We start from the raw sequence: 25,220 nt of genomic DNA, 5'->3' as shown, positions 1-25,220 counted from the left end.
CGTTCAAAAGCATCAAGAGGAGCAGTGCATTGGCGTTACGAGAAATAAGGGTTGTGCCCGATCCGGTGTTGAGGACCCCATGCGAACCGATTCGCGAAATAACCCCAGCTGTACGCAACATGGTGCAGGACCTGCTGGACACGGTTGACGACCCAGGTCGTGCAGGGCTTTCCGCCAATCAGATCGGTATCAGTCTGCGCGCCTTCTCCTACAACATAGACGGCAAACTCGGCTATGTCCTGAATCCGGTCATCGAAGAGACCAGAGGAGAGCAGTACGGCGACGAAGGCTGCCTTTCAGTTCCGAAGCTCTGGTACAAGACCCGGCGTGCCGACTATGCACGCGTTCGCGGTATCGATCTTGACGGCAAGACCATCGTGGTGGAGGGTACGGGCATCATGGGACGTATGCTCCAGCATGAAACGGACCATCTCGATGGTCACATCTATCTCGATCGTCTTGAAAAAGAGGAACGTCGGGAAGCCATGCGCCGCATGCGCGAGGGACAATGAGTCCAGCCTTCAAACGGTGATGAACGTTATGAGTTGTTCGGATATCGATGAAACGTTGGTGTCTGAACAACTTTTTTTATCGAAGAATCGTCTATCGAGTAACCCGGCTATTACTTGGTTTTCAAGCCCGGATACCTGCCAGGTTACGCGGATACCGAAGAACCGCCTTTTATACCACGTTTGTGCTATTTTAAATAATGGTGTGTTAAGCGGATTCCGAAGCGGTCACGTTGCCGAGAAAATCCAACAAATATTGTCAATCAAACACACAAATTCGCGTCATGCACGTGACGGACTGTGTCGGTCGATTGATTCGCCTTCGGCGATGATATTGCACGCAGGTACGCATGGCCAGGCAATAACCGACTGAAAGGTAGCATTATCATGGCTCAGATCACTATGAGCGAAATGCTGAAGGCAGGACTGCACTTCGGCCATCAGACCCGTCGCTGGAACCCCAAGATGAAGCAGTACATCCTGATGGAGCGCAACGGCATCCACATCATCAATCTCTTCAAATCGCTTGACCTGATCGACAAGGCCTACGATTTCATCAAGCAGACCGTCGCGCATAACGGCACCGTGCTCTTCGTCGGCACGAAGAAGCAGGCCCAGGAAGCCATCGCTACCCAGGCCACCCGCGTCAACATGCCGTACGTTTCCGAGCGTTGGCTCGGTGGCATGCTCACCAACTTCCAGACCGTCTCCAAGCGCGTTGCGCGCCTGAAGGAACTCGAAGAGATGGACTTCACAGACGTCCACGGTTCTGGTCTCACCAAGAAGGAGCTCCTGCTCCTGCAGCGCGAGAAGAACAAGCTGGAGAAGCAGCTCGGCGGCATTCGCAACATGACCCGCACGCCTTCGGCCATGTTCGTCGTCGACATCAACAAGGAAGCGCTGGCCGTCGAGGAAGCCCACAAGCTGAGCATCCCGGTCGTCGCCATCGTCGACACCAACACCGATCCTGACCTCGTGGATTATCCGATTCCGGCCAACGATGACGCCATCCGCGGCATCGAGCTGCTGACCAGCCTCATGGCGGACGCCGTCGCTGACGGCCTGCTTGAGCGCAGCGGCAAGGCCGAGAAGACCGAAGACAAGTCCGAGCAGCCGATGGCCGCTTGGGAGAAGGACTTGCTCAAGGACAACGAGAAGCCTGCTGACGACGCAACCGCCACCGCCGAGACCAGCCCTGCCGAAGCCAAGGTTGAGGAAACCAAGGTCGAAGAGGCCAAGGCCTGAGCAATATCACGTGCAAAAGGCGGTGTCGGAAACTTCTGGCTTCCGCGCCGCCTTTGGTGCATTGATTACCGATTAGAACATTTTTCAAGGAGATATACATGGCAGCAATTACAGCAGCTTTGATCAAGCAGGTCCGTGAAGACACCGGCGCCGGCATGATGGACGTCAAGAAGGCGCTCACCGAAGCCGAAGGCGACGTGGCACGCGCCAAGGAAATCATCCGCGCCAAGGGCATTCAGGCCGCAGGCAAGCGTGAGGGCCGCACCGCCCAGGAAGGCACCATCGCCTCCCGTGTGGTCGACACCGAGGACGGCCAGGCAGGCTATGCCGTCGAACTCAATTCCGAGACCGACTTTGTGGCGAAAACCCCGAAGTTCGTCGCGTTCGCCGATGGCGTGCTCGATGACGCCATCAAGGCAGGCGCGAGCAACGCTGACGAGGTTCTTGCAGCCAAGTCTGCCGACGGCACCGTCAAGGAGACCGTGGAAGAGGCCGCGGCTCTCTTTGGTGAGCATGTCAAGGTCGGTCAGGTAGCCAAGGTCGAAGGCCCGAAGGTCGAGATCTACGCGCACAAGAAGTCCGCCGAGATGCCGCCGAGCATCGTCGCCATCGTCGCCACCGACGAGAAGGGTGCCGCTGTCGCTCACGAGGCCGCTCTGCAGATTTCCGCCATGGGCGCCAAGTGGCTCAAGCGCGAGGACGTTCCGACCGATGTCGTCGAATCCGAGCGTCGCGTGGCCACCGAGAAGTCCCAGGCTGAAGGCAAGCCCGAGAAGATCATCCCCAAGATCGTGGAAGGCCGCATGAACGCTTTCTACAAGGAGAATGTGCTGCTCGAGCAGGAATATGTCAAGGACACTTCCAAGTCCGTCGGCGACCTCTTCAAGCAGGCCGGCGGCGAGCTGCTCGCCTTTGCGCGTATTGAGGTCGGCAAGGGCGAAGAGGAGTGATTGTTCGCTTTTCGCGGTTTTGATTTGATATGAAATGTTGGCTGGTATCTTCGGGTACCGGCCAACATTTTGTATTTTGCTATCGGTTGGTTTGATATTGCCGAATAGTCAATCGGCGAATCAGCCAATCATTTTATAATCCGATAGCTTGCAGCATAACGTGTCGATAAAGACCAGGTGACGCTCGAAACCAATTTGGCAAGTGTGTACGCCCTCAAATTTGCTGTCGTTGTGAACAGATAACCTGTTAGTCAGTAATGTGCCGCCAGACAAGGATAGAGAGGCCACTGATGACTAAAGATGGCAAGGACGATACAGCTCGACGAGTGTTGCTGAAGCTTTCAGGAGAAGCTTTCGGAGGCGGTCAAATCGGTATCGATACGTCGGTCATTCGTCGTATCGCTCAGGAAATCCATAAGGCGGTCGAACAAGGCGTCGAAGTTGCCATCGTCGTCGGCGGCGGCAACTTCTTCCGTGGAGCAGAACTTCAGCAGGCCGGCATCGAACGCAGCCGAGGCGATTACATGGGTATGCTCGGCACAGTCATGAACTGCCTCGCTTTGCAGGACTTCCTCGAGCAGGAAGGCCAGGCTACCCGCGTGCAGACCGCCATCACCATGGGCCAGGTCGCTGAGCCGTATATTCCGCTGAAGGCCATCCGTCACCTCGAAAAGGGAAGAGTGGTCATTTTCGGTGCCGGCGCAGGCATGCCGTACTTCTCCACCGACACGGTCTCCATCCAGCGTTCGTTGGAGATTCATTGCGACGCTGTGCTGATGGGCAAAAACGGAGTGGATGGAATCTATACCGCAGATCCCCGTAAGGATTCCAATGCCAAACGGTTCAAGACCTTGAGCTATCAGCGTGCGTTGGTCGACAACCTCGCCGTCATGGACGCTGCGGCGCTTTCCATGGCCCGCGAAAATGACCAACATATCCGTGTTTTCGGTCTGGAAGAGGCCGGCAATGTCACCAAGGCTTTGGTCGGCGAGCCCATCGGCACACTCGTTTCGAATCTTGAATCGGAAATCGCTCAATAATTCATTGAGCGTCATTTCCGTGATGGTTTCAATAATAGATAATCGGTTATAGCCGAACACGTAACAACCAAAGACTCGCATCGCGAGCCATAAAAGGAGAGCAACATGGCAAACCCCGTAGAACAAGCCAAGGAACAGATGAAGAAGTCCGTGGAAGCCACCAAGGAGAACTTCTCCGGAATCCGCACTGGCCGTGCCAACCCGGCGCTCTTGAACGGTCTCGTCGTTGACTATTATGGAGCCCCTACGCCGATTAAGGCCGTAGCCTCCATCGGTGTGCCCGAACCCCGTACCCTTTCCATCACTCCATTCGACGGTTCACAGGCTAACGCTGTCGAAAAGGCCATCCGTGACTCCGACCTCGGCGGCAGCACCCGCCGTGACGGCAACGTGATTCATCTGACCATGCCGGAACTCACCGAAGACCGTCGCAAGGAATATGTCAAACTTGCCAAGGGCAAGGCCGAGGACGGCAAGGTCGCGGTACGCAACATCCGTCGCAAGGCCAAGGAAGCCATCGACAAATCGGTCAAAGACGGCGACATGGGCGAGGACCAGGGCGACCGCCTGCAAAAGGATCTCGACAAGGTGACCAAGGAAACTAGCGAGACCATCGACCAGCTTCTGGAAGCCAAGGAAAAGGAGATCATGGAAGTCTGATTCGGCATTTTGCGCGTCTTTTCAAAGATTGTTCTGGAAGCCGCGCGATAAATCCATCAGACAAGCATGAAAGAAAAGGAAATGACCAGCAAACAACGGCACGAGGCAGGCGACGAGGTGAACGCCGCGCTCAACGACATCAATAAAAAGACCGGGCGCAATATGCCTCAGGCCGTTGCCACAGCCGTGTTTCTTATCGCCCTTATCTTGGCATGTCTGCTCATCAGGATCGATCTCTATATCCTGCTGATCGCCGTTTTCCTTGTGCTTGCCCTTCGCGAGCTGCATGTTTCCTTTGCCACAGTACATCTTTACATTCCATTGGTTGTGCTGTGGCTGTGCTGTGCAGGCACGTTGCTGTCAATATATTATGTTCCGAACCATGTGCTGGCTGCAGGGGTGGGCATCACGGTTTCCACTGTTGCTGTGGCCATTGCGGCCAACGTCCGCCACAACGTAGGCAAACGGCTTGCCGGTGCCATCGAAGGCAAGCTTGCTGCCGCACAGGACGTTGAGAAAACTTCGGACTCTGTGGCGGCCAACAGCAAAACCGGCGAAAGCAGCATCGACAACGTTGCGGTTTCGGTGTTCCTCGTGCTTTACATCCTGGTGTTGGCGTCGTGCATCATTCTTCCTGAGACGTTCAACGGCCATCCGGTGGCCCATGCAATCATGGTGGTCTTCTTGCCCGCTCTTTCCGATACCGGTGGGCTTTTCTTTGGTGCGTTCCTCGGCAAACACAAGCTTTCACCGCGCATTTCACCAAAGAAATCCGTCGAAGGACTTTGCGGCTCCGTACTTTTCGCCATGGTTGGTGCTTTCGTCATTTTCGCGATTACCTATCCGAACCTGTGGGCGACGCGTTGGTGGGTGCCCATTGTCACCGGCGTGATGGTCGGTGTCATCGGCACGTTCGGTGATCTGTGCGCCTCGATGCTCAAGCGCGACATGGGATTGAAGGATATGGGCCATCTTCTGAAGGGTCACGGCGGGGTCATTGACCGTGTCGATTCCATCCTTCTTTGCGCCCCATTCTTCACCGTGTTGTTGTGGGCTACTGGAATGTAGGCTTCGGTCAGCCTCAACTTTTCAAAACGAAAATTTTTATAGAAATTTCTTACAGTATTAACCGGTATAGGTAAAAGTATCCGGCTTATTGAATGATGATGATTATGGATGATGTTGCAAAAAATGATTCCGGGCTTTCGGAATCGGCAAATGCTCTTTCAAGCGAAACCGTATCCGTTGAATCGGGAGTGACTGCCGGAGGAGACTCCGGGGCGTTCCGTGATGTGCTGGCAAAAAACCATGCCCGGCGTGGAAAGCCGCCGTTGCATTTTGCCGATATGACCGACGAACAGCGCATCGAAACGGCCAAGCAACTGGGCATGCCGAAATTCAGGGTCAAGCAGCTTGGCAACCATTATTTCGAGCATTTCAACAACGACGTCTCCACATTCACCGATTTTCCCGCAGCCAAAAGGGAAGCCGCGCAACAGGCGTTCTTCCCGACGCTGATCACCGAGGTGACGCATCAGGTCGCCGACAATGGAACGACGATCAAAACGCTTTGGAAACTTTTCGATGGCTCGCATATCGAATCGGTGCTGATGCGTTACCCCAACCGTGCCACGCTCTGTATTTCCAGCCAGGTCGGTTGCGGCATGGGCTGCCCCTTCTGCGCCACCGGTCAGCTCGGCCTGACACGCAACCTTTCCACGGCGGAAATCCTCGAGCAGGTTCGCATCGCCGCCAAAGCCATGGCGGAAGGCAAGATCGCCGGAGGTCCGGGGCGTCTGAGCAATGTCGTCTTCATGGGCGAAGGCGAGCCCATGGGCAACTACAAATCCGTATTGTCCGCTGTTCGCCAGATCAGCGCCATGCCACCGGAGGGCTTCGGCATTTCCGCACGTAATATCACGGTTTCCACTGTCGGTGTCGTCCCCGGCATCAAAAAACTGACAAATGAGGGAATTCCGGTGCGTCTTGCCGTTTCGTTGCATGCGCCTAACGACACGCTTCGCGACGAACTGGTGCCGATGAACCGACGTTTCGATTCCGAGCAGGTGCTCGATGCCGCACACGACTACTATCTGGCCAGTCATCGTCGCGTGAGCATCGAATACGCGCTCATGCGCGGCATCAACGACCAAGCCGAGCACGCCCGACAACTGGCGCATCGTCTCAACCATTACGGCGACAACTGGGTGCATGTCAACCCAATTCCGTTGAATCCCATCGAAGGCTCGAAATGGACCGCCTCGAAGCCAGAAGATGAGATACGGTTCCTCGATATCCTGCACAGCGCCGGCATCACAGCGACACTGCGCGATACCCGTGGCTCGGATATCGATGGTGCTTGCGGACAGCTGGCTGCAAAAAATATACGTGCGTAGAAGGGTATCGTCGTATCCAGCGATTGAAACCACATGGATTGCTCGCGTATATAAATCGCAGACTACGTTTATTCCACTGAACCGGTATGAACCAGACCAAGCGATGTTTTGAGACGCTGCGTTCCTTGTTCCCGACGATGAATTAGTCTTGAGTCAGATATTTGACGGTTGAGTAGGAGTTGGCCTATGTCATTGGCGGTACGAGTGATTCCATGCTTGGATGTGGACGATGGACGTGTGGTCAAAGGCGTCCATTTCGAGAACCTACGGGATGCCGGTGATCCGGTTGAACTTGCCGGGCGCTATTACGATGAAGGCGCCGACGAGCTGACCTTCCTCGACGTGACGGCCTCCAGCAGCCACCGGCAGACCATGATGGACGTGGTCACCCGCACTGCCGGCCAGATTTTCATTCCTTTGACCGTCGGAGGGGGAGTGCGCACGGTCGGCGACGTTGACGCATTGCTGCGCAGCGGTGCCGATAAGGTCAGCGTCAATACAGCCGCCATCAACAATCCTGAGCTGATCAGCCAGGTCGCGCAGCGTTTCGGCAATCAGGTTCTGGTACTTTCCGTTGACGCAAGGCGCGAAAAAGGCGAGCAGCATACCCAGTCCGGTTTCGAAGTCACTACCATGGGTGGCCGGCATTCCACCGGTATCGACGCGCTTTGGTGGGCGCAACGTGCGCAGGAACTCGGCGTCGGCGAGATTCTGCTCAATTCCATGGACGCTGACGGCACCGGCGACGGCTTCGATATCGAAATGCTCAAAGCCATGCGCAAAGTGGTCAATATCCCGCTGATCGCCAGTGGCGGTGCCGGCAAGCTCGAGGATTTCCCGCCAGCTGTAGAAGCGGGTGCCGATGCGGTACTTGCCGCTTCGGTGTTCCATTACGGTAAGATGACCATCGCCCAGGTCAAGCAGACGATGAAAGAACATGGCATCACCGTGCGTGAGCCGTTGCTCGCCCGATAGGTGTTTAAGAAACTGATAAGTCAATGAGCATCGTATTACGATAGGATTTCCTGTCTCTTGTTCAATCGAATCCCACAGTAATAGCGAAGATCAAGGAAGACTGAAGAGAAAAATGAAGAACAACAATATGGAATATGACAACAGCAAAGCGTTGGATCCACGTCTTGCAGCACGCCTGAAACGCGACGACAAAGGCCTCGTGGCAGCGGTGATCCAGCAATACGATTCCAAACAGGTGCTTATGGTCGGTTACATGAACGACGAGGCGCTGCGACGCACCCTGACCACCGGACGGGTGACTTTCTGGTCGCGTTCACGTCAGGAATATTGGCGCAAAGGCGATACTTCCGGACATGTCCAATATGTAAAAGGCCTTTCCCTCGATTGTGATGGCGACGCATTGTTGGTCGAGGTGGACCAGGTCGGTGCCGCCTGCCACACCGGGGCACGCTCCTGCTTTGATGAAGGTGGGGAAGTACCTGTCGTCGTTGGCGAACGAAAGCCAGAAGACACAGCCAATGACATCTGCCGTTGAGGCTCGGCAATATATAGCGGTTACGGTCTCGGATATGATGGCCGACAGAGACAATATCGTAAATGATGCTTTGAGGGGCCATGACACAAGGATTGACATTGGGTATGTTTGCAGGACAAAGCTTGGCGTATATTCCATCTCCAAGTATTTCAAAGGTCGTCATCCCTCGGATTTCCATCGGCAATTGGTCAATCGGTCCCATCCCGATCCGTTTCTATGCCCTGTGCATCCTTCTGGGCATCGTACTTGCGGTATGGATCTGCGAAAAGCGCTGGAAGAAAGTCGGTGGCAACTTCGACCAGATCCTTGACATCACTTTGTGCGCAGTGCCGGCAGGCATCATCGGCGCACGTCTTTATCATGTGGTGACTACCCCGGAACGGTTCTTCGGACCCAACGGCGATCCAATGGAGATACTGCGTATCTGGAATGGCGGCCTTGGCATCTGGGGCGGGGTGCTCTTCGGCGCATTGGCCGCTTGGGCATGGTGCCGTCACAAGCATTATCCGATGGCATTGCTCGCCGATGCCGTCGCTCCTGCACTTCTGGTGGCGCAGGCGGTAGGAAGGCTGGGCAACTGGTTCAATCAGGAGCTTTACGGTGCTCCCACAACCCTGCCATGGGGTCTGAAACTCAACATGACGGGCTCGGCCATCGGCCACGGCGAACAGTGCTATGACGGGGAGACCTGCCCGACAGGAACCCTTTTTCAACCTACATTCCTCTATGAGATGATTTGGAACCTCATCGGTGCGGCGCTCATTATCTGGATTGGCCGCAAAGCGATGAACAAGCTCAAAGCCGGCAGTCTCTTCACCATTTACGTGATGTGGTACACGGCCGGACGCACCTGGATCGAGGCATTGCGCATCGATTTCGCGCACGAAATCCTCGGAGTACGGGTCAATGTCTGGGTTTCCCTGGTCGTCTTTGTACTGGGTGTGGTGGCATTCATCGTCGTGCAAAAGCTGGGTAGTTCCACCATCAGCCTTGCCGAACGCCTGCGCACCTTGACCGAGGTCGAGGAACGTATCGAAGCCGATGCCCAAAAGACCAAAGACAGGAGCGGGAAAAAATAGACCTTCGAAAGGCGAGATAATCTCAAATGATATTGCGACATGAAAAATTCTTATGTCTAAAAAAGAGATTAGGATTCTTGCAGGCTTTGTTATGAGCCGTTTTCAAGTCGTTCGCACAGCATAGGATATACAATTATGACCATTCAAATCGCACCAAGCATTCTTTCAGCGGATTTCTGCAATCTTGAACGTGACCTCAAAGCCATCGACCATGCCGATCTGGTCCATGTCGATGTGATGGACCATCATTTCGTCCCGAATCTCACGCTTGGCGAACCTGTCGTCAAGCGTATCTGCGAGGTTACCGACCTGCCGGTCGACGTGCATCTGATGATCGAGGATCCAGACCGCTGGGCTCCCGAATACGCCAAGCTCGGAGCGGCTTCGGTGAGCTTCCATATGGGTGCCGTACATGCTCCTGTCCGTCTCGCGCGCCAGTTGCATGAGATGGGCTGCAAGGCATGCTTCGCTGTGCGTCCGGCGGAACCGGTCGAACCGATTTTCGATATCCTCGAGGAATTCGACATGATTTTGATTATGACGGTAGAACCCGGCTTCGGTGGCCAGAAATTCCTTGACAACCAGATGGCTAAGGTTCGTCGCCTGCGTGACGAAATCACCCGTCGTGGCCTCAACACCCACATTCAGGTTGATGGCGGTGTGAGCCCCAAGACCGCCGACATTGTCGCCAAGGCCGGTGCCGATGTGCTCGTCGCTGGTTCTGCCGTCTATGGAGCGGATGACCGTGCCAAGGCAATCGACGATATTCGTGCGAAGGCACAGGCCGCATATCAGGCCTGATATGATCATGACACGCGCTTAGCGGTGTGAGAAACAACGGAGAGCAAAGATGAAGACATTCGAATCACTGTTCAAAGAGCTCAGTGAAAAGGCAGAGAACCGTCCGGTGGGTTCCAAGACAGTCGACGAGCTTGACAAGGGCACCCATTTCATTGGCAAGAAAATTAACGAAGAGGCGGGAGAGACCTGGATCGCAGCCGAATACGAAGGTGCCGACCGGACCGCCGAGGAGATGAGCCAGCTCATCTACCACATTCAGGTGATGATGATCAAGCACGGCATCAGCTTAGAGGATCTTTATAAAAACCTCTAGGCCCTGCTGACATTTTGCGCTGTTTGAAGTCGATGGATATCAAGAAGTAAAGGAGGAAAGAAAATGCTGAGAATTGCCGTGCCCAACAAGGGCATGCTCTCTGAACCTGCCTGGAGTCTGCTGCAGGAAGCCGGGTACCAACTGCGCACCCAGCCCCGTCAATTGGTGGTTGAAGACCACGACAACGATGTGGAGCTTTTCTACCTCCGCCCTTTGGACATTGCCATTTATGTAGGCCAAGGCGCCATTGATATCGGCATCACAGGCCGAGATATGCTGCTTAACACCGATACCAAAGCCACAGAGTATCTTCCGCTCGGCTTCGGCGCCTCCACTTTCCGTTTCGCCGCTCCCAACGATTCTTCAATCAACACATTTGAGGATATCGAAGGCAAGCGGATTGCAAGTTCATTCGACAAGCTTGTTCGCGATTACTTGGACAAGCATGGACTTCATGCCGACATCACTCACTTGGACGGTGCCGTAGAATCCTCTGTTCAGCTCGGTGTCGCCGATTTGATCGCCGATGTGGTTTCCACAGGTACCACTTTGCACAATGCCGGCTTGAGGATTTTCGGCGATCCGATTCTTCACTCCGAGGCCATCCTCATCCGTTCCCCGCACATCAACGAGGATGATAAGCAGCTTATGATTTTCAAGCGGCGTCTCGAAGGCGTGCTGACCGCCCGACGATACGTGATGATGGACTATGACGTACCGGTCAGCAAGGTTGGCGCAGCCGTGGCACTTACACCCGGACTGGAAAGTCCGACCATCTCACCGCTTCATGACCAACAGTGGTGTGCAGTCCGTGCCATGGTGGAACGCGAGAAGGTGAATCAGACGATGGACCAACTTTACGACGTCGGTGCCCGAGCCATCATCGTCACTGCCCTGCAAGCTTCAAGAATCTGAACCTGACTCATGAAACTTCCGATCAATTCCAACAACCGTTACAGTCCGGACGCGCGTGATATCTACTTCACCGTTCCGAACCTCATCAGTATTCTGCGCATCGTCTCGATTCCCTTTATTTCGTGGTTGACCGCGCAGCACAAGATGATCGCCGCGTTGGTTGTGTTGGCGATTTCGGCGGCAAGTGATGGTTTGGACGGGATCATTGCCCGCAAATGGAACCAGGTCAGCAAAATAGGTCAGATTCTTGATCCGGTGGCGGACAGGCTTCTGATATTCTGCAGTATTCTGGCTCTCGGTTGGGCAGGCATCATTCCATGGTGGATGCTTTTCGTGGTCGGTCTTCGAGACCTGATACTGCTCATATTGATTGTGATTCTGGCACAGCATGACTATGGGCCGCTGCCGGTTCATTTCGTAGGCAAAGCCGGAACCGCGTTATTGATGATATCGATTACCGCGTTGATTTTCGCGGATTTATGGAGCAACACTTTTACGCAAATCCTTCATCTGGCTGCCTTGGCTGCAGGAATCTGGGGCATCGTCCTGTATTGGTTGGCCGGATACATCTATATCCGTCAAGGTGTCACTTTGCTGCGTCACGACTCGGACAAATAAATGACAAAACCGGAACGAACGCCTTCGTCCTTTTCCGTGGAAATCGACGAGCAACCGAGCAAACGACGCGCGGTGTTTTCCAAAGCCGTTCAAAATCTGGGTTCCTGGCATGTCGTAAGCGTTGACGATGCCTTGGCGCTTTCTTCGCATCACCGACGCAAGGTTGATGATGACAGCCTTCGGCTGATTGACGATCTGACGAATCGCCCCCTCGACCCCCTGTTTTCCGACGCCAGACTAACCCAGCAGAAACCTCATTCGGAATTCTCCATCTGGTTCACCCGCATTATCGTCTTCATCATATGCATCGCTGTGGGTTTCGTCGGCAGCGTTTTCGTCCGTCAGCTCAATACCGATCCCCGCAAACAAGTGAGGGCAAGTCTCGTCTCGGAACTTCAACAGCAAAATACCAGTCTCAAGAAAGTCACCGACGAAGTGACGGATCTGCACTCCCGAGTCGTCAAGCAGGCGGATTCCATGCCGGATTCGGGACCTGATTCCACCCTGACCCAAGATGAAATGGCGAATGGCGCACTTGCCGTCAAAGGGCCCGGAATCGTCTTTACACTAGCCGATCCCGTTGCATCTGGCGCTGCGAACGGTGCCGGTCCTCGCGAAAACGGCACAAGCCACATCCGTGTGATCACCGATTCGGATCTGCAGGATATCGTTAACCTGCTCTGGAAGGCGGGAGCCGAAGCAATTTCCATCAACGGCTACCGTATCGGTGTTTCGACATCGGTGCGCACCGCAGGCCAGACAATTCTCATAGGGGTGAACCAGGTGGCAAGTCCCTATAAGATAGAAGCGATAGGTAATTCAAAAAACCTGTCACAGGCAATGAACAGCAAATCGCAACCCGATTTGTACCGGACACTTAACGCGGCGGGCATCAACCCACAGGTGTCAAGGTCCTACTCACTGAGGTTGGCGGCGGCGGAAGCCACGAAAGTGACCTACGCAAAAAGGAGCAAATGATGGCAGCAGTGCTCGGTCTGATCATCGGGGTCATCATCGGTATCTTCGTGAAGCCGGATATCCCTATCGTCCTTCAGCCATACCTGCCGATTATGGTGGTGGCGGCACTTGACGCGTTGCTGGGAGCCGCAAGGGCTTATTTCGAGCGTTCCTTCTCTGACAAGGTGTTTGTCATCTCCTTCATCTCCAACGTCCTGACCGCTACGTTGCTCGTCCTGCTCGGCAACCAGCTCGGCGTCGGTTCCCAGTTGCAAACAGCCGTCATCGTCGTGCTCGGCATACGAATCTTCTCGAACGTCTCCGCCATACGCCGGTTCATTTTCAAGGGCTGACGAACAATGTCCGATAAAAAAACACATAACATTCTCAACAGCATGCACATCCAGCATGCCCATGATCGGGAAAACGACCGTACCGACACCGGTTCCTTCCCGGTGGTACGCAAAAAGCCGAAGCAAATTGGCGGAGGAATCATCACCAGACTGATGACCAGCCTCCTGATTGTCCTTCTATGCGCCCTGCTTGGCTTCGGTTACGCCATCCAGCTCAACAATAAGACTTCCAGCTACGAGACCATGAGTGAGGAAGAACTCACCAGGCTCATCAGTGAAACCAGCACACAGGTGCAGAACCTGCAGCAGCGCAAAACCGAACTCACCGGCCAACTCAATTCTCTGAAGGCGTCCGCCAACAAGCAGCAGGAAGCCCAGCGCATAGCCAAGGAGAACGAGGATACCAGCGGCATTCTTTCCGGGAGGCTTCCGGCAGAAGGCAAAGGCATCATCATCACGATTTCGCAGGGGAGCAAGGAACGCATCGATGCCGCCACCATGTTCCAACTTGTTGAGGAACTGCGCAATGCCGGTGTCGAGGTGATGGCGCTGGATAATGTACGTGTGGTGACTTCGACGTATATTTCCGACACCAAAAAGGGCTTGGAATGCGACGGACAGGCTCTGAAGACCCCGTACGAGGTCAAAGCCATCGGTGATCCGCAGAATCTGGCGAACGCCGTCAATATCGCCGGCGGCGTAGGTTCGAGATTCAAGGTGAAATTCGGAGCCGACGTCACGGTGACGCAAAGCGAAAGTGTAGATATCAGCGAGACACGCGATGTCGGGCAATATCAGTATGCGAAAACGGTAGAATGAGCAATATGACTAATCCGATTCCAAGTGCGGGCGAAACGACCATCATTGGCCTGCCTGCTGTCAATATTCCCGCCACCTCTGCAGGTGACCGTCCTTTGACCCAAGACGATCTGGACACCATCACCAAGTTGTCTCCGGGCTCGGCGTTGCTGATTTCGACCAGGGGAGCGGTCTCCGGCTCACGTTACCTCCTCGACGAAGACGAAGTGAGCGTCGGACGCGACCCGCATGCCGACATTCTTCTCGACGATTCCACGGTATCCCGTGCACATGCGGTTTTTCGACGTGCAGGCAACACATTCGAGGTCGTTGACGCAGGAAGCCTCAACGGAACGTACGTCAACCGCCAGCGTGTGGATCGCGAGACATTGCACAACGGCGACGAGATCATGATAGGGAAGTTCCGTCTGGTCTTCTTCTCACCATCGGCTGTGGTCTCGCAGTGAGAATTTTCCGCTGAATCGGAATCTGCAACGAAGAAAGGAGAACGCTGTGAAGGCCAGTAGCAAAGTAACGACAATTGCCAGGGCACCGTCTCGTTCTTCTTCTCGAGGCAAACCCCCGAAAACCAAAGGCGGAAACTCTGCAGACCTGGTGCAGGGGGAGCTGTTCGCAGAATCTAGTGATGAGGCGGCAACCCGTGGATACCGCGGAACGGTGGCTTCCAAGGTTGCCGGTATCACTTACCGTCAGCTCGATTACTGGGCCAGTAAGCGAATCCTGGTCCCTTCCATTGCTACTTCTCATGGCTCGGGTTCCAGAAGGCTGTATTCGTTCAAGGATGTCCTGATTCTTGCCGTGTCAAAGAAGTTGCTGGATATCGGCGTCAACCTGCAGAACGTCACAGCTGCCATCGGTTTTCTTTCTCATCATCGCACCGTTGAGCTTGAACACATGACCATCATCTGCGACGGTCAGAATGTCAAGGAATGCGAGAACGGCGACGAAGTGCTGAAGCTGATTGACGAAGGCACTGCGGTTTTCGGGGTTTCGGTGGGAAAGCTGTGGCATCAGGTCGAATCGCAGCTCGAGCAGGAGAAGCATATGGATATCACGCTAGGTGACTCTTCTGTATCCGCCCTGCCTGTTTCGCCCATAGATGACATTGCCGCAGAGCGAATGCGTCAGAAACTCGAAAACCAACGTCTCGAACGAGCTTCGCAGCACTGATATCGGTATTTCGGTTACTTTTTTAGAATTATCGAATATCGTTATTTACAGTTTATACTTATTTGGATTCTTAAATTTCAGAGTCACCAGCAAACACCGACGCAAAGGTTTCGAGTATATGGCCGCTATATTTCCAGGATTGTTATGGATCTTCGCCCTGTTATGGGCGCTTGGGATCTGTGCGATCTGCGCCATCAACGGTGCCCTGCGCAAAAAAGACGACCATCGTAAGGTCGAGACCGTCCAATGGTCGGTCATCATCATGCAGATCATTTCGATGTTCCTGTGCTGCGCTCCATACGGCGTCTACAAGTTGTTGCGAGCTCAGATTCACGGTGCAATCCATCATGTCTACGCCATGCTTGGCATTCCGTCTGCAATCGTTCTGGGAGTCTTTTTCGTAGCTGAACTAGTTCTTATGTATATTCAAGCCCAGAAAGCTCAAAGAAGCATCATCGACAATGTTCTCTCAAAACGTCACCATACAACGATCAGTTGAGAATGAAACAGCAAAATATTTATTCTTCAACGAATAGGGGCGTGCACTACGTTATGGAAGTCAAGCGAAACTGAGTATATTAACGCGTAGCAACCGCGAGCGATTATGTAAGCGAGCGTAGCTTGGGTATATAGCCGCGAGACGTTATGTCGGATTTCTGTGCAGTTGTGGAGCGCTACGTTATGTAAGCAAGCGTAGCTTGGTATATAACGTAGCAACGTTATGTCAGATTTCTTAGAAATCTGACATAACGTACATTATCGGGTTTTTAATAACTCTTTATAATCCACCACGGCAAGTCTACGAATTCGAATACAAAAAAACGGTGACCGCTTGCATATCGTCAAGCCATCACCGTTAGTGAAATCTTTTGGCGAACCGATGATTCACTCGTAATCCGGGAACCAACCTTCACGATGCATCTTCAGGCGCTTGTCAAGCAGTTCCTTGAGCTCGTCTTCGGTACGGCGTTCCATGAGCATATCCCAGTGTGTCCTGGTCGGCTTCTTGATTTCGTCGACTTCGTCGGGATTGGCGTCTTCACGCTTGGCAATCTCACCGCAACGGCATTCCCATTCGTCCGGAACTTCAGCACCTTCAGCGAACGGCAAAATCGTACGATGGCCTTTCGGGCATACGTACGCTACATCAGACCTTGCTGCAAAATCCACATTTTCATCGGATTCGAGTGATTTCGCTCCGATGCTCATACCGCGCAGACTGCGTTCCGCCATACATACTCCTTGTTAATAGTCTATTTCTAAAGTACAGAACAGTTAGGACGAGTCGATTATTCCCGGCCCGTATTCTTTGCAGCTTACTCAACTCCCGAATAGGCAACAATTCCGCGGTTGACCAGTTTGTTGGCTTTTCTTGCATTCTCGGCCAAATGAGGATTATCCGCCGCATAGTAGGCGCCTGCGGTTGAAATTTGTTGCAAAACATCAGATAGACGCTTGGCATTGCGTACGAAATCGCCACCCGTGAGCTCGGTACCGTGCAGGATCTGAGCAAGGTCCTCTCCCCTGGCCCAGTCATACATGACATCGACAAGTCCGAAATCCAAGGGTTCCAACTCATCGAGATCGGCATCCTCCCGCATCATCTCGACATCGGCAAAGACATCCCTCAACTGTCGGCAACTTGAAGCCACCGGGCCACCAGGTCCTCCCGGGTAACGCCGTGGCTCGTTGTCTGTTCCCCTGCGTGCCTGATAGACCAACGAAGACAGGGTCGCAGCGAGTTCCTCTGGTTCCAGCTCATCCAGGAAACCGTCGGTGATGGCTTCTGAAAGCACCAGGTCGTATTCGCTATACAGATGCCGAAGCAATTGCCCCCGCATGGTGAGCTGATAGTCGCGTGTCCCCGATACAGGCTGTGATTCGGGCATTCGTTCTGAGGATTCGTTCTGAGGATTTGACGCTTTCGAAACCGATTCGTCATTCGTGATTAAGGAAGATAAATTATGATGACCTTTTTGCGATGCATCAACGCCGAAATTCTCTTTGGTTTCCTTAAGGTAACTAAGTGAGGAAAGCACACCGCAGATCTGGTCGAACTGACGTGCAACGTAGCCGGTGCGCGACTCGTAACGTCCTTTTGCATGCTTGAGTTCCTTGGATTCCCGCAGCCAGCGATGCCCCCATTTCAGGTGGTTCTGGAAGTCCGGGCAGGATTTGCAAGGGTGCTCACTTTCTTCTGTTTTAAGTGTTTCGATACGTTTGTCAAGAGCGCGGAACGCTTCGCTACGTACCTTATCGCTGGTGAAGCTCCTGCGTTTGAGATGTCTGCGCTCATCTTTTTGCAGATAGGAAAGCTTCTGACGGATGGTCATGAACTCCTTGAAATCACCATGAGAGCAGGAGAAAGCGTTCTCGTAGCCTTCCACCGCCTTTTGAAGGGTCCGTATGCGTGATTCCAGATCTTCGGCCGATTCGTTGGCCTCCCACTGAGCAAAGGAATGATCGAGCGTGTCGTGGGCCGTCTCATAGCTGCTGGAATTGAGCAGATTCACGGCCATGTTGAACGTGGGTTTGAAACTCGAATGCAGCGGGTACACGCGTTTACTGGAAAGCGAGGCTGCCGTGGCCGGCACAAAACCCTGGTGGTCAACGATGACGGCGTGCCCGATGGTATCGATGCCACGTCTGCCAGCGCGGCCCGTGAGCTGGGTGTATTCGCCCGGAGTCAATATTACATGGTCGATACCATTGAATTTCTCAAGTTTTTCGATGACCACGCAACGAGCCGGCATATTGATGCCCAAGGCCAGTGTCTCGGTGGCGAAGACCATCTTGACCAGCCCCTCTTCAAAAAGCCGCTCCACGATCTGCCGAAACAGCGCGACCATGCCGGCATGGTGGGGAGCGAACCCCTCTTCCAACGCATAACGGAAACGCGCGAAACCGAGCGCCTTGAGATCGGCGCGGTCGAGCTCTCCCTCCACCATCTCGTCGACGATGGCTCGGATACGCATGACCTCTTCCTTGGTGGTCAGTTCCAACCCGGCCCGCAGGCATTGCTCTACGGCTTCGTCACAACCATTGCGGGAGAAGATGAAATAGATGCCCGGAAGAAGCCCCATGAAGTTCAGTTCATCGACCACAGCCCATCTTCGAGATATATAGCGGCGTACCTGACCAGGTCTGCGGCGCCTCTCGACGGCTCCCCTACGATGTCTGTTTTTACTGCCACGCCATTCTTCGTGAGCTCGGGAGGCGGCTTTCCTGTCGAGTTGGTCGATGCGCTCGACCAACTTCGCATTGAGCTTGTCGGTTTGTACGCCGTTTTTGTTGTGGCGGTAAAGATCGATGAGTTCAGGTTCATGCTGCTCGTCTGATTGCACGATGACATGCTGTTCGAGAGGGACAGGACGCTTTTCGGAGACCACCAGTTTCGTAGCCCCTCGAACGGACTCGATCCATGCGCAGAAATCCTCCACGTTGGATACGGTGGCGGAAAGACCGACGATTTTGACGGACGCAGGAAGATGAATGATGACTTCTTCCCACACCGGCCCGCGGAATTTGTCGGCCAGATAATGGACTTCGTCGAGGATGACATAGCGCAACGCCCGCAACGTTTCCGAGTTCTCGTAGAGCATATTGCGCAGAACCTCAGTGGTCATCACTACGATATTGGCCTCGGAATTGATTGAGGTATCACCGGTCAAGAGGCCTACATGATCGCTGCCATAGATTTCGACCAGATCATGGTATTTCTGGTTGCTCAAAGCCTTGATGGGGGTGGTGTAGAACGCCTTGACGTTCTTTTCCTGTGCCAAGTGCATGGCGAAATCGGCAACGATGGTTTTCCCTGCACCTGTGGGTGCAGCGACCAGCACGTTCTTGCCTGCTTCGAGGGCTTCATTCGCCTCTATCTGGAAAGAATCGAGCTCAAACGGCAGCGTCCGGGCAAATCGTGCCGCCTCCGACCTTTCGTAGGTGCTATGTTTTTTGAACGCCATATAGCGCTGCGACGGCGACAAAGGCTGTTCCTCGGATGAAGATTGGTCTGTCCTGGCGTTGAAATCCTCGGATTCCAGATCCTGATGCTTTTTATGGCGATAATGATGTGAATGACTCATAAGATCGAAACTGTCGATTCATGAAAGACGAATATGCTGCTATGCAACGGCAGGATATTCGAAAGGGGCGTTGCAACGGCCATTTAATCGGCCTTTGCAATATTGCGACTGGAATCGTCCCGGTTTTTCTCATCCGACGAAAGCCGACTGTCCAGTATGATGCCGTCAAAAGCCTGGTTTGACGATGGGGAAACCGCTTGGTTCGTTTGCGAAGGAACGTTTCCGGTGAACGGAACCTTGTTATGCCTCCAAATGCTCCAGCGTTCTGCGTGACGGTTATGTCGCGAGATTCTCCGGCGCTCGACTTCGGTTTGTGCAAGGCTGTAACGATGCGCCGCAGTAGAAAGAGGCTGGGTAAACAGCGGCTTTTCCTGAATTTCGTTGGAAGGCTCGGATTGCTGCATCACATTGAGATAGTCCTGTATTTCTTTACCCGTGTCTGCTATGCTGTGGGCCGCACGAACCGCATGAATACCGGTATAGACGAGACCGGCAGCAAGAGCCGCAAGCATGACTACCGCGACGATGATCCAACCCCACCAAGGCATGTGACTCCCCTTTCCGATTTCAATGATTGCGGTTTATCTTATCGCAATCAAAATCTTCGGTTTCCGTTACGAACCTACTTTTCCTGCTTGTTGTTCTCAAGACTGAGCTCTCGATGGGCGCGAGCAACGATCATCGTCAGCAGCGGTTCTGGTGCCACCGCGGTAATATGACGCGCATGCGCGATGGCGAAGGCCACGAACCAGGAATCCGAAGAAACCGTCAAATGGACCTTTTCGCCCTCTCCGCACCGTTCGACCGTGGCCCCCGGCAACGTTTTGATGAACGGGAGATCCGGTTTGTCGGTAATGAAGACGGTCGGAGTGCCGTTATCAAAGCTCCATTTGCGCAGTTCTGCCACAGGGACATCCGGGATATCGAGCTGAGCAGTCGGCTGAACAAGATCGGCCTTTTCGATACGGGAAAGACGCAGCACCTGCCAGATGCGCGGCTGGCCGGTGGCCTTGTTGATGGTCGTGTCTTTGGAAACGAATTTCTTTTCGCTCTTCGGAGCGGCCTTGGCGACGTCGGTCCACACGGCAACATAATAGACACCTTCGTCCACGAAGATCTTGGAAGGTGCAACCAGCTTGCGACGGGTGCGACCCGTGCCATCGGTGTATTCCATATCCAGCAAGGAATCGGTGGAAATCGCGCGCTTTACCACGCTGAAACTGCGTGGCTCGACCTCGTAGCCAGTCAACGAAAGCCACGGGGTCTCCCCTGGCTTGACATGCTGACGCAGACGGACGTACAACGATTCCGCCTGTTCACGCTGCTCCAGGGGAAGCAAGGAAGAATGCGCAAGATAGCTCACCGAGGCCGTCAGCATGCTTAGATATTGCTGAGAAATACCCGCCAGACGTTCAAGACCCAACGAATTGGTGGCGGAAACAATGCCATCGGCGTCCAACAGGGACCAATCGATATCAAAGAACTGGCTGCCGGCCATCTCGCCATCGTCGGAAACGGTGGTGAGGGTGTTGATGTCCTTGCGGATGACAGCGACACCCTTCTTCTTTTCATCTTCGGTCTTCGGCTCACCGATGAAACGCTCGGCGAGTTCCTCCAATGAGTATTCCTCGCCGAGATGGGCCGAAAGGAAGAGCATCAGGCGCAGCCTGCGATCAACTTCACTGCCGGTTTGGAAGGAGGAATTGCGTTTGGAATGGGACTTTCCGTTTTCCGGGTCGACTTCGCCGTTGACGGTCGTCTTGTTGATCGACGGTGTGACGATGGTCTCCCGGATTTCGCTTTGGCTTTCGTCGGCCAACGTGAAATTGGCGGCGGCGTCGAGCCTGCGGTTCCATGCATCCACCGCTTCCTGCGGAGAAATCACCGAGGAACCGGGATGCTCCAACATGAACATGGCCAGATCGTCGGAATCGGTATAGGCGACGTTCATGTGTCCGCCGTCCACGTCAATGGTGGCGGCGAAACGACGCTGATCGACCACTTTCATCAGATTGTCCGGAATCGGCTGGGTGCCAAGCCCGGGAGCTATCGAATCGAGTCCAAGGCCCGGCGTCGGGGTCTGAGGCACACGTGGTGCGGTACGGGAGGTATGCTGTTGTTCCTCATGTTTCGCTGAGGACGAAGAAATCGACATCGAACGGGCCAGATAGTTGGCGGCTGCGAGTACCGGCAAATCCTCCTGCTTGAAGCGCAGACGCACCCTCGGCTCATCGCCAAGTTGCAGGCGATAGGATGCGAAATCCTGTCCCTCGGACTTTGAAGAGTATTCGGGTTGACGCGATTCGATGGCGATGCCCATTGCCGCCAGCTTTGCTCGATCACGTTGAAATTGCTTGGCGAAGGCCGCCTTCGCCGCCTGATCGGCGAGTTCCCCATAGGAATCGGCGTATGCCTTGACGCGCTGCGCTATCTGTCGTGAAGTCAACCATTGTGGGAACGCAGATGATAGGACAGCAAGTACGTCCAGTTCGTGCTTGCCCCACTTGTCGGAAAAACGACGCCTCCCGTTGCTTCCTTCTGCCATTAGTCCTCACGTATCGTTAATGTTCAATTTAAGTATGTGCCTTTATGACACACCCTTATCTATATTAGATGCTTTTTTCAGTGAATTGCGGATTTTTACAAATTTAATTCTTTTTCTCACCTTTTACCGCGTGTTCTGCGCTTTTTGAAGCCCCAAATCAACCAATCAGGTATTACTTCTCGGTTCCGTCGCAGCTCAAAGCGAATATGAACGAGCCGGAAACGGACGTTGAAATCACCATTCTGGTTTCCGGCTCGTTCGGAGAATCACCAGAGCCATTCGTCGGGCTCTATGCCTTGAGGACCCACAAATTCTCCGTTTGGTACATAACTTGGTTTGCCCTGATCCTTCAAAACCGCGTCCCCGTAGAAGACCACATCATGGCCGAAGGTCCAGTCGCCGTTGATAGTTACCGAATTGGCTGCAGCCAATGAAGGGATTGCGTACGGGAAACGATCGTTGAAATCCTCGATGTTGCGGTAGTACTTCGGGTCCAGCGTCACGTCCGGGAAAAGGTAGTTGCCGTCCTCCATCTCGTAGGAATCAGTCAGATGGAACCGGTCAGAACGCATGATGAAGAGGTCGTCGGTGGTCTTGACCGGCAGGAAACGCATACGGTCGACCTGTACGCAGATGGCGCCATCGAAAAGGCCGATCGCCGCGCCCATGGCTGTTTCCAGCTGCACGACTTTCTCGGTATCGGGATCGGCAGGATCGACGGTCTTGTAATTACGGATGATCGGGAGAGGCAGAACCCCGTTATATTGCTCCAGCAGGGACTTAAGGGCGTCGATACGCACCCAGATGCTGTTGGTGTTGAAATAGGGGTGACGCTCGATGTCTTCCGCAGCTTCCCTGTCTTCGGGATTGACCTGGGTCATTTCACGCAGGACGAGACGTCCGGATTTCTTGTCTCGCACGAAATGGCCGCCTTTGCGGTCCGCATAGGTACGGTTAGCGACTTCGACCATGAAAGGAGCGCCCGTGTTTTCGAAATACTGGGCCAAGGTCCTTGAAGGACGTGCGCCAAGATTATCGGAATTGGATATGAACAGGTATTCGAGACCTTTGCTCTCCAAGATGTCCAGAAGTTTTGATTCCCAGATTGTAGCGAACAAATCGCCATGACCTGGTGGGCACCATTCCAGCTCCGGATTTTCCGGGAACTGCGCGGGCTTTCCGGTCTGCACATCGATCTTGGGCTCCTGATGCTGCACGATTTCCAGCGGGACGTCTTCCTGATGGAAATTCTTGCTTTCGCTGAGTGCCTCTATCGTGTCTTTGGAAGTGCGGAACGAATTCATCATGGTCAGCGGCAACGGGACGTTGAGGCGCTGCCGGGCTGTGGTGACCTGGCCCATGATGATATCGATGAAACGCATCGGACGTGCCTTGTGACGACGAACCGGAAGCAGCGACTTCGCCTTGTCGAGGCCCATCGAGGTGCCCAGACCGCCGTTGAGTTTGAGGAACGCGGTCTTGGCGAAAGCGTGCACCGCCTGGTCGTGATCGATGGTCTTGTACACGTCGTGGAAACTGGGTACATTCTGCAGCGGTTCGACCTCATCCTCACGGATCCAGCTGCTGGCAGTATTGTGTTGCCACTCCTCATAGAGTCTCTTGAATTGTGCAATGGCGACATCGCTCATATGCGCTTCGTGCATCTTTTGCGCCGAAGCCTCGAAGGCGTCTTCCAAGCCGCACCTCTTTCATAGACGAGTTTTCTTTCATTCTTATCGGCCGTCCCAAAACGGCAACCGATAAACATAGTTTTCCACTGTACTAGCTTTTCTGAAAGCTCGCTGAACGGAAAGCCGACGAAACGTAAATGAACAGTAAAAATGTGAGGTTTAGGGATGTCAAATTGCTATCGTATTGTGTATGAAATCGCTACTGGAATAGGTTTGTAAAAAAGAATCATCGCCGGAACCTTGCGATTCTGGCGATGATTTGTCCGATCATCTGAATTCGAACCTGCGACCATCCGTTACTGTCGACTCTTGAACGGATGAATCTGTGAGACGCAGCAATGAGAAAAATCGCTGAAACTTAGATGTTGCTAAAGACTTCTTATAAAACAATAGCGACAATGATGCCATTGTTTCACGGTTTCAACGTTGACTGGATTGATAGACACGAACATCGAAAATTTATCTTGAATACGAAGATTGTTGGAGCCGATCCTTAGCCACGGTATATCTATTGCTGCCGTTGTGCTCACACCATACATAACGGCGATATGGAATTCTGAATCCGATGTTATGGTTATGTGCAAATCTGCTTGAGTCAAATCCAAACAGATCACGGCCCTCTGGTCTTAATCCAGTAAGATTGTCGCCAAGCCAAGTCTCAAGCAGTTTTCTTTTTCTGCGTTGCCAAACCCAGTAAGTAAAGTATTGGTCATCCTTGAGTGTCTGCCTGTTTCTTAGGAGTTCTACAGTATCGGGTTCCGTTTTCTTATCATAATCTACTGTCCGATCGATCAAGAAACCTGGCACACACAACAAAGCAGTAACCACTATGATCAAAACCAAAATGATGAGAACCAAGCCGATGATTATATTCAAAACAAACCAAAGGCCGGGTAATTCCTGATAGTTGGTTACTGCGATTCCTTGTGCATTGACAATGAAACGAGTTAGAGGAAACCCCCATCCAGCAAAAATCGAAATCAACCATTTTAGGAAACCCATTATTGTATTTATCGCTTCCATATCATCCCCTTCAGAACAGACATATATAATTATAATCTTTTGTGATGCAAACTTACATAATTGAAACCACGGAATGAAAGATTGTCACATGTAAGTTCTGTATGACAAGTTATGCACTCGTATGCGTCGAATTCGTCGGTTGTATGCTTTATTCAGTAGGCGCGCATGCAGTCGTTGCAAATCGTCGTCCAAATAAGTTCCGCCAAAACAAGATACCTAACCTCGCCTGGTTTATCGCCATCATCCGGTCATGCCGCATCGGCGCGAGCAACCTTGTGCAGGCTGCATTAAGGCAAAGCCGTCTGCATCTCGAAATGCCTAGGCAATCGGGCCTTCGACGTCATTGAAACCACGAAAGCAAAACGACGGCAGTCGCAGAACCTTCAATATATGAGAGCCAGAACTGTTTCTGATTCTCTTTACCTGCTGTGCGATCAATGTCGCATGGCAGTGTTGAGTATGTTGTGATTGGTGTTATCATTTTGTGTTATGAGTGAGATCAGGAGCAGCGAGGCGGCAGCGTCCGCTCACGCGCGTGATA

At 53.3% G+C, this 25,220-nt stretch carries 26 protein-coding genes; 20 read left to right on the top strand and 6 right to left on the bottom strand.

All coding sequences use genetic code 11. The annotated features are described in order from the left end of the window. Positions 1-29 precede the first annotated feature (29 nt). The 20 genes from def (at position 30) to PT279_RS04590 (ending at position 15,834) form a co-directional block, all read left to right on the top strand. Complete coding sequence (gene def, locus PT279_RS04685) at positions 30-512, top strand: peptide deformylase (protein ID WP_277166013.1); 483 nt, start codon at positions 30-32, stop codon at positions 510-512. 384 nt (positions 513-896) lie between these two features. After that, positions 897-1,754 (top strand): 30S ribosomal protein S2, encoded by an 858-nt coding sequence (gene rpsB, locus PT279_RS04680; protein ID WP_277166011.1) that lies wholly within the window; start codon positions 897-899, stop codon positions 1,752-1,754. 98 nt (positions 1,755-1,852) lie between these two features. Further along, positions 1,853-2,704 (top strand): translation elongation factor Ts, encoded by an 852-nt coding sequence (gene tsf, locus PT279_RS04675; RefSeq protein ID WP_277166009.1) that lies wholly within the window; start codon positions 1,853-1,855, stop codon positions 2,702-2,704. A gap of 290 nt (positions 2,705-2,994) precedes the next feature. Then, the gene (gene pyrH / locus PT279_RS04670) at positions 2,995-3,744 is read left to right on the top strand and encodes a UMP kinase (RefSeq protein ID WP_277166007.1); all 750 of its coding nucleotides are present in this window, start codon (positions 2,995-2,997) and stop codon (positions 3,742-3,744) included. Positions 3,745-3,849: 105 nt separating this feature from the next. Beyond that, complete coding sequence (gene frr, locus PT279_RS04665; protein WP_277166005.1) at positions 3,850-4,404, top strand: ribosome recycling factor; 555 nt, start codon at positions 3,850-3,852, stop codon at positions 4,402-4,404. Positions 4,405-4,485: 81 nt separating this feature from the next. After that, complete coding sequence (locus PT279_RS04660; RefSeq protein ID WP_277166003.1) at positions 4,486-5,472, top strand: phosphatidate cytidylyltransferase; 987 nt, start codon at positions 4,486-4,488, stop codon at positions 5,470-5,472. A 104-nt stretch (positions 5,473-5,576) separates the two neighbouring features. After that, the gene (gene rlmN / locus PT279_RS04655) at positions 5,577-6,800 is read left to right on the top strand and encodes a 23S rRNA (adenine(2503)-C(2))-methyltransferase RlmN (protein ID WP_277166001.1); all 1,224 of its coding nucleotides are present in this window, start codon (positions 5,577-5,579) and stop codon (positions 6,798-6,800) included. A 186-nt stretch (positions 6,801-6,986) separates the two neighbouring features. Further along, complete coding sequence (gene hisF / locus PT279_RS04650; RefSeq protein WP_277165999.1) at positions 6,987-7,775, top strand: imidazole glycerol phosphate synthase subunit HisF; 789 nt, start codon at positions 6,987-6,989, stop codon at positions 7,773-7,775. A gap of 112 nt (positions 7,776-7,887) precedes the next feature. Then, positions 7,888-8,310, top strand: a complete 423-nt coding sequence (hisI, locus tag PT279_RS04645; protein ID WP_277165996.1) for a phosphoribosyl-AMP cyclohydrolase — start codon at positions 7,888-7,890, stop codon at positions 8,308-8,310. 104 nt (positions 8,311-8,414) lie between these two features. Next, positions 8,415-9,389, top strand: coding sequence for a prolipoprotein diacylglyceryl transferase (lgt, locus tag PT279_RS04640; RefSeq protein ID WP_277165994.1), 975 nt, complete (start codon positions 8,415-8,417; stop codon positions 9,387-9,389). A gap of 135 nt (positions 9,390-9,524) precedes the next feature. Next, positions 9,525-10,190 (top strand): ribulose-phosphate 3-epimerase, encoded by a 666-nt coding sequence (rpe, locus tag PT279_RS04635; protein ID WP_277165993.1) that lies wholly within the window; start codon positions 9,525-9,527, stop codon positions 10,188-10,190. 49 nt (positions 10,191-10,239) lie between these two features. Next, positions 10,240-10,503: a phosphoribosyl-ATP diphosphatase gene (locus tag PT279_RS04630; protein WP_277165990.1), complete on the top strand. Its 264-nt coding sequence runs from the start codon at positions 10,240-10,242 to the stop codon at positions 10,501-10,503. Positions 10,504-10,566: 63 nt separating this feature from the next. Further along, positions 10,567-11,418, top strand: a complete 852-nt coding sequence (gene hisG / locus PT279_RS04625) for an ATP phosphoribosyltransferase (RefSeq protein ID WP_277165988.1) — start codon at positions 10,567-10,569, stop codon at positions 11,416-11,418. A 9-nt stretch (positions 11,419-11,427) separates the two neighbouring features. Then, a complete protein-coding gene (locus tag PT279_RS04620; RefSeq protein WP_277165986.1) occupies positions 11,428-12,036 on the top strand; it encodes a CDP-alcohol phosphatidyltransferase family protein in 609 nt (202 codons plus the stop codon). Next, positions 12,037-13,014, top strand: coding sequence for a DUF881 domain-containing protein (locus PT279_RS04615; RefSeq protein ID WP_277165984.1), 978 nt, complete (start codon positions 12,037-12,039; stop codon positions 13,012-13,014). Next, positions 13,014-13,346: a small basic family protein gene (locus PT279_RS04610; RefSeq protein ID WP_277144945.1), complete on the top strand. Its 333-nt coding sequence runs from the start codon at positions 13,014-13,016 to the stop codon at positions 13,344-13,346. Before PT279_RS04615 ends, PT279_RS04610 begins: the two co-directional genes overlap by 1 nt. Positions 13,347-13,352: 6 nt before the next feature. Further along, positions 13,353-14,165, top strand: a complete 813-nt coding sequence (locus tag PT279_RS04605; protein WP_277165981.1) for a DUF881 domain-containing protein — start codon at positions 13,353-13,355, stop codon at positions 14,163-14,165. A gap of 5 nt (positions 14,166-14,170) precedes the next feature. Then, on the top strand, positions 14,171-14,611 hold the full coding sequence (locus tag PT279_RS04600) for an FHA domain-containing protein (RefSeq protein WP_277165979.1): 441 nt from the start codon (positions 14,171-14,173) through the stop codon (positions 14,609-14,611). Between the two features lie 145 nt (positions 14,612-14,756). After that, positions 14,757-15,335 carry a MerR family transcriptional regulator gene (locus PT279_RS04595; RefSeq protein ID WP_277166590.1) on the top strand — a complete coding sequence of 193 codons (579 nt, stop codon included), beginning with the start codon at positions 14,757-14,759 and terminating at the stop codon, positions 15,333-15,335. A gap of 118 nt (positions 15,336-15,453) precedes the next feature. Next, positions 15,454-15,834, top strand: a complete 381-nt coding sequence (locus PT279_RS04590) for a hypothetical protein (RefSeq protein ID WP_277165977.1) — start codon at positions 15,454-15,456, stop codon at positions 15,832-15,834. A gap of 386 nt (positions 15,835-16,220) precedes the next feature. Here PT279_RS04590 and PT279_RS04585 read toward each other — a convergent pair whose 3' ends face one another. The 6 genes from PT279_RS04585 to PT279_RS04560 form a co-directional block, all read right to left on the bottom strand. Then, positions 16,221-16,568 carry an RNA polymerase-binding protein RbpA gene (locus tag PT279_RS04585; RefSeq protein WP_277165975.1) on the bottom strand — a complete coding sequence of 116 codons (348 nt, stop codon included), beginning with the start codon at positions 16,566-16,568 and terminating at the stop codon, positions 16,221-16,223. 83 nt (positions 16,569-16,651) lie between these two features. Beyond that, positions 16,652-19,300 carry a DEAD/DEAH box helicase gene (locus tag PT279_RS04580; RefSeq protein ID WP_277166589.1) on the bottom strand — a complete coding sequence of 883 codons (2,649 nt, stop codon included), beginning with the start codon at positions 19,298-19,300 and terminating at the stop codon, positions 16,652-16,654. Between the two features lie 203 nt (positions 19,301-19,503). Continuing rightward, positions 19,504-19,968: a hypothetical protein gene (locus tag PT279_RS04575; RefSeq protein ID WP_277165973.1), complete on the bottom strand. Its 465-nt coding sequence runs from the start codon at positions 19,966-19,968 to the stop codon at positions 19,504-19,506. Positions 19,969-20,042: 74 nt separating this feature from the next. Next, positions 20,043-21,965 (bottom strand): WYL domain-containing protein, encoded by a 1,923-nt coding sequence (locus tag PT279_RS04570; protein WP_277165971.1) that lies wholly within the window; start codon positions 21,963-21,965, stop codon positions 20,043-20,045. 266 nt (positions 21,966-22,231) lie between these two features. After that, on the bottom strand, positions 22,232-23,629 hold the full coding sequence (locus tag PT279_RS04565; RefSeq protein ID WP_277166588.1) for a UTP--glucose-1-phosphate uridylyltransferase: 1,398 nt from the start codon (positions 23,627-23,629) through the stop codon (positions 22,232-22,234). 486 nt (positions 23,630-24,115) lie between these two features. Continuing rightward, entirely contained in the window at positions 24,116-24,679 is a 564-nt protein-coding gene (locus tag PT279_RS04560) for a hypothetical protein (RefSeq protein ID WP_277165969.1), read from the bottom strand. Between the last annotated feature and the right edge of the window lie 541 nt (positions 24,680-25,220).

Origin of the sequence: Bifidobacterium sp. ESL0784 (assembly GCF_029433295.1) — a bacterium.
In the GTDB taxonomy this organism is placed as follows: domain Bacteria; phylum Actinomycetota; class Actinomycetes; order Actinomycetales; family Bifidobacteriaceae; genus Bifidobacterium.
This window is presented reverse-complemented; position numbering and strand designations above follow the sequence as displayed.

Bases quoted from the DNA above. Each gene is read 5' to 3' on its own strand.
- rpsB (WP_277166011.1), top strand. From the start codon at position 897: ATGGCTCAGATCACTATGAGCGAAATGCTGAAGGCAGGACTGCACTTC.
- tsf (WP_277166009.1), top strand. From the start codon at position 1,853: ATGGCAGCAATTACAGCAGCTTTGATCAAGCAGGTCCGTGAAGACACC.
- pyrH (WP_277166007.1), top strand. From the start codon at position 2,995: ATGACTAAAGATGGCAAGGACGATACAGCTCGACGAGTGTTGCTGAAG.
- frr (WP_277166005.1), top strand. From the start codon at position 3,850: ATGGCAAACCCCGTAGAACAAGCCAAGGAACAGATGAAGAAGTCCGTG.
- PT279_RS04660 (WP_277166003.1), top strand. From the start codon at position 4,486: ATGACCAGCAAACAACGGCACGAGGCAGGCGACGAGGTGAACGCCGCG.
- rlmN (WP_277166001.1), top strand. From the start codon at position 5,577: ATGGATGATGTTGCAAAAAATGATTCCGGGCTTTCGGAATCGGCAAAT.
- hisF (WP_277165999.1), top strand. From the start codon at position 6,987: ATGTCATTGGCGGTACGAGTGATTCCATGCTTGGATGTGGACGATGGA.
- hisI (WP_277165996.1), top strand. From the start codon at position 7,888: ATGAAGAACAACAATATGGAATATGACAACAGCAAAGCGTTGGATCCA.
- lgt (WP_277165994.1), top strand. From the start codon at position 8,415: ATGTTTGCAGGACAAAGCTTGGCGTATATTCCATCTCCAAGTATTTCA.
- rpe (WP_277165993.1), top strand. From the start codon at position 9,525: ATGACCATTCAAATCGCACCAAGCATTCTTTCAGCGGATTTCTGCAAT.
- PT279_RS04630 (WP_277165990.1), top strand. From the start codon at position 10,240: ATGAAGACATTCGAATCACTGTTCAAAGAGCTCAGTGAAAAGGCAGAG.
- hisG (WP_277165988.1), top strand. From the start codon at position 10,567: ATGCTGAGAATTGCCGTGCCCAACAAGGGCATGCTCTCTGAACCTGCC.
- PT279_RS04620 (WP_277165986.1), top strand. From the start codon at position 11,428: ATGAAACTTCCGATCAATTCCAACAACCGTTACAGTCCGGACGCGCGT.
- PT279_RS04615 (WP_277165984.1), top strand. From the start codon at position 12,037: ATGACAAAACCGGAACGAACGCCTTCGTCCTTTTCCGTGGAAATCGAC.
- PT279_RS04610 (WP_277144945.1), top strand. From the start codon at position 13,014: ATGGCAGCAGTGCTCGGTCTGATCATCGGGGTCATCATCGGTATCTTC.
- PT279_RS04605 (WP_277165981.1), top strand. From the start codon at position 13,353: ATGTCCGATAAAAAAACACATAACATTCTCAACAGCATGCACATCCAG.
- PT279_RS04600 (WP_277165979.1), top strand. From the start codon at position 14,171: ATGACTAATCCGATTCCAAGTGCGGGCGAAACGACCATCATTGGCCTG.
- PT279_RS04590 (WP_277165977.1), top strand. From the start codon at position 15,454: ATGGCCGCTATATTTCCAGGATTGTTATGGATCTTCGCCCTGTTATGG.
- PT279_RS04585 (WP_277165975.1), bottom strand. From the start codon at position 16,568: ATGGCGGAACGCAGTCTGCGCGGTATGAGCATCGGAGCGAAATCACTC.
- PT279_RS04580 (WP_277166589.1), bottom strand. From the start codon at position 19,300: ATGGCGTTCAAAAAACATAGCACCTACGAAAGGTCGGAGGCGGCACGA.
- PT279_RS04575 (WP_277165973.1), bottom strand. From the start codon at position 19,968: ATGCCTTGGTGGGGTTGGATCATCGTCGCGGTAGTCATGCTTGCGGCT.
- PT279_RS04570 (WP_277165971.1), bottom strand. From the start codon at position 21,965: ATGGCAGAAGGAAGCAACGGGAGGCGTCGTTTTTCCGACAAGTGGGGC.
- PT279_RS04565 (WP_277166588.1), bottom strand. From the start codon at position 23,629: ATGCACGAAGCGCATATGAGCGATGTCGCCATTGCACAATTCAAGAGA.
- PT279_RS04560 (WP_277165969.1), bottom strand. From the start codon at position 24,679: ATGGAAGCGATAAATACAATAATGGGTTTCCTAAAATGGTTGATTTCG.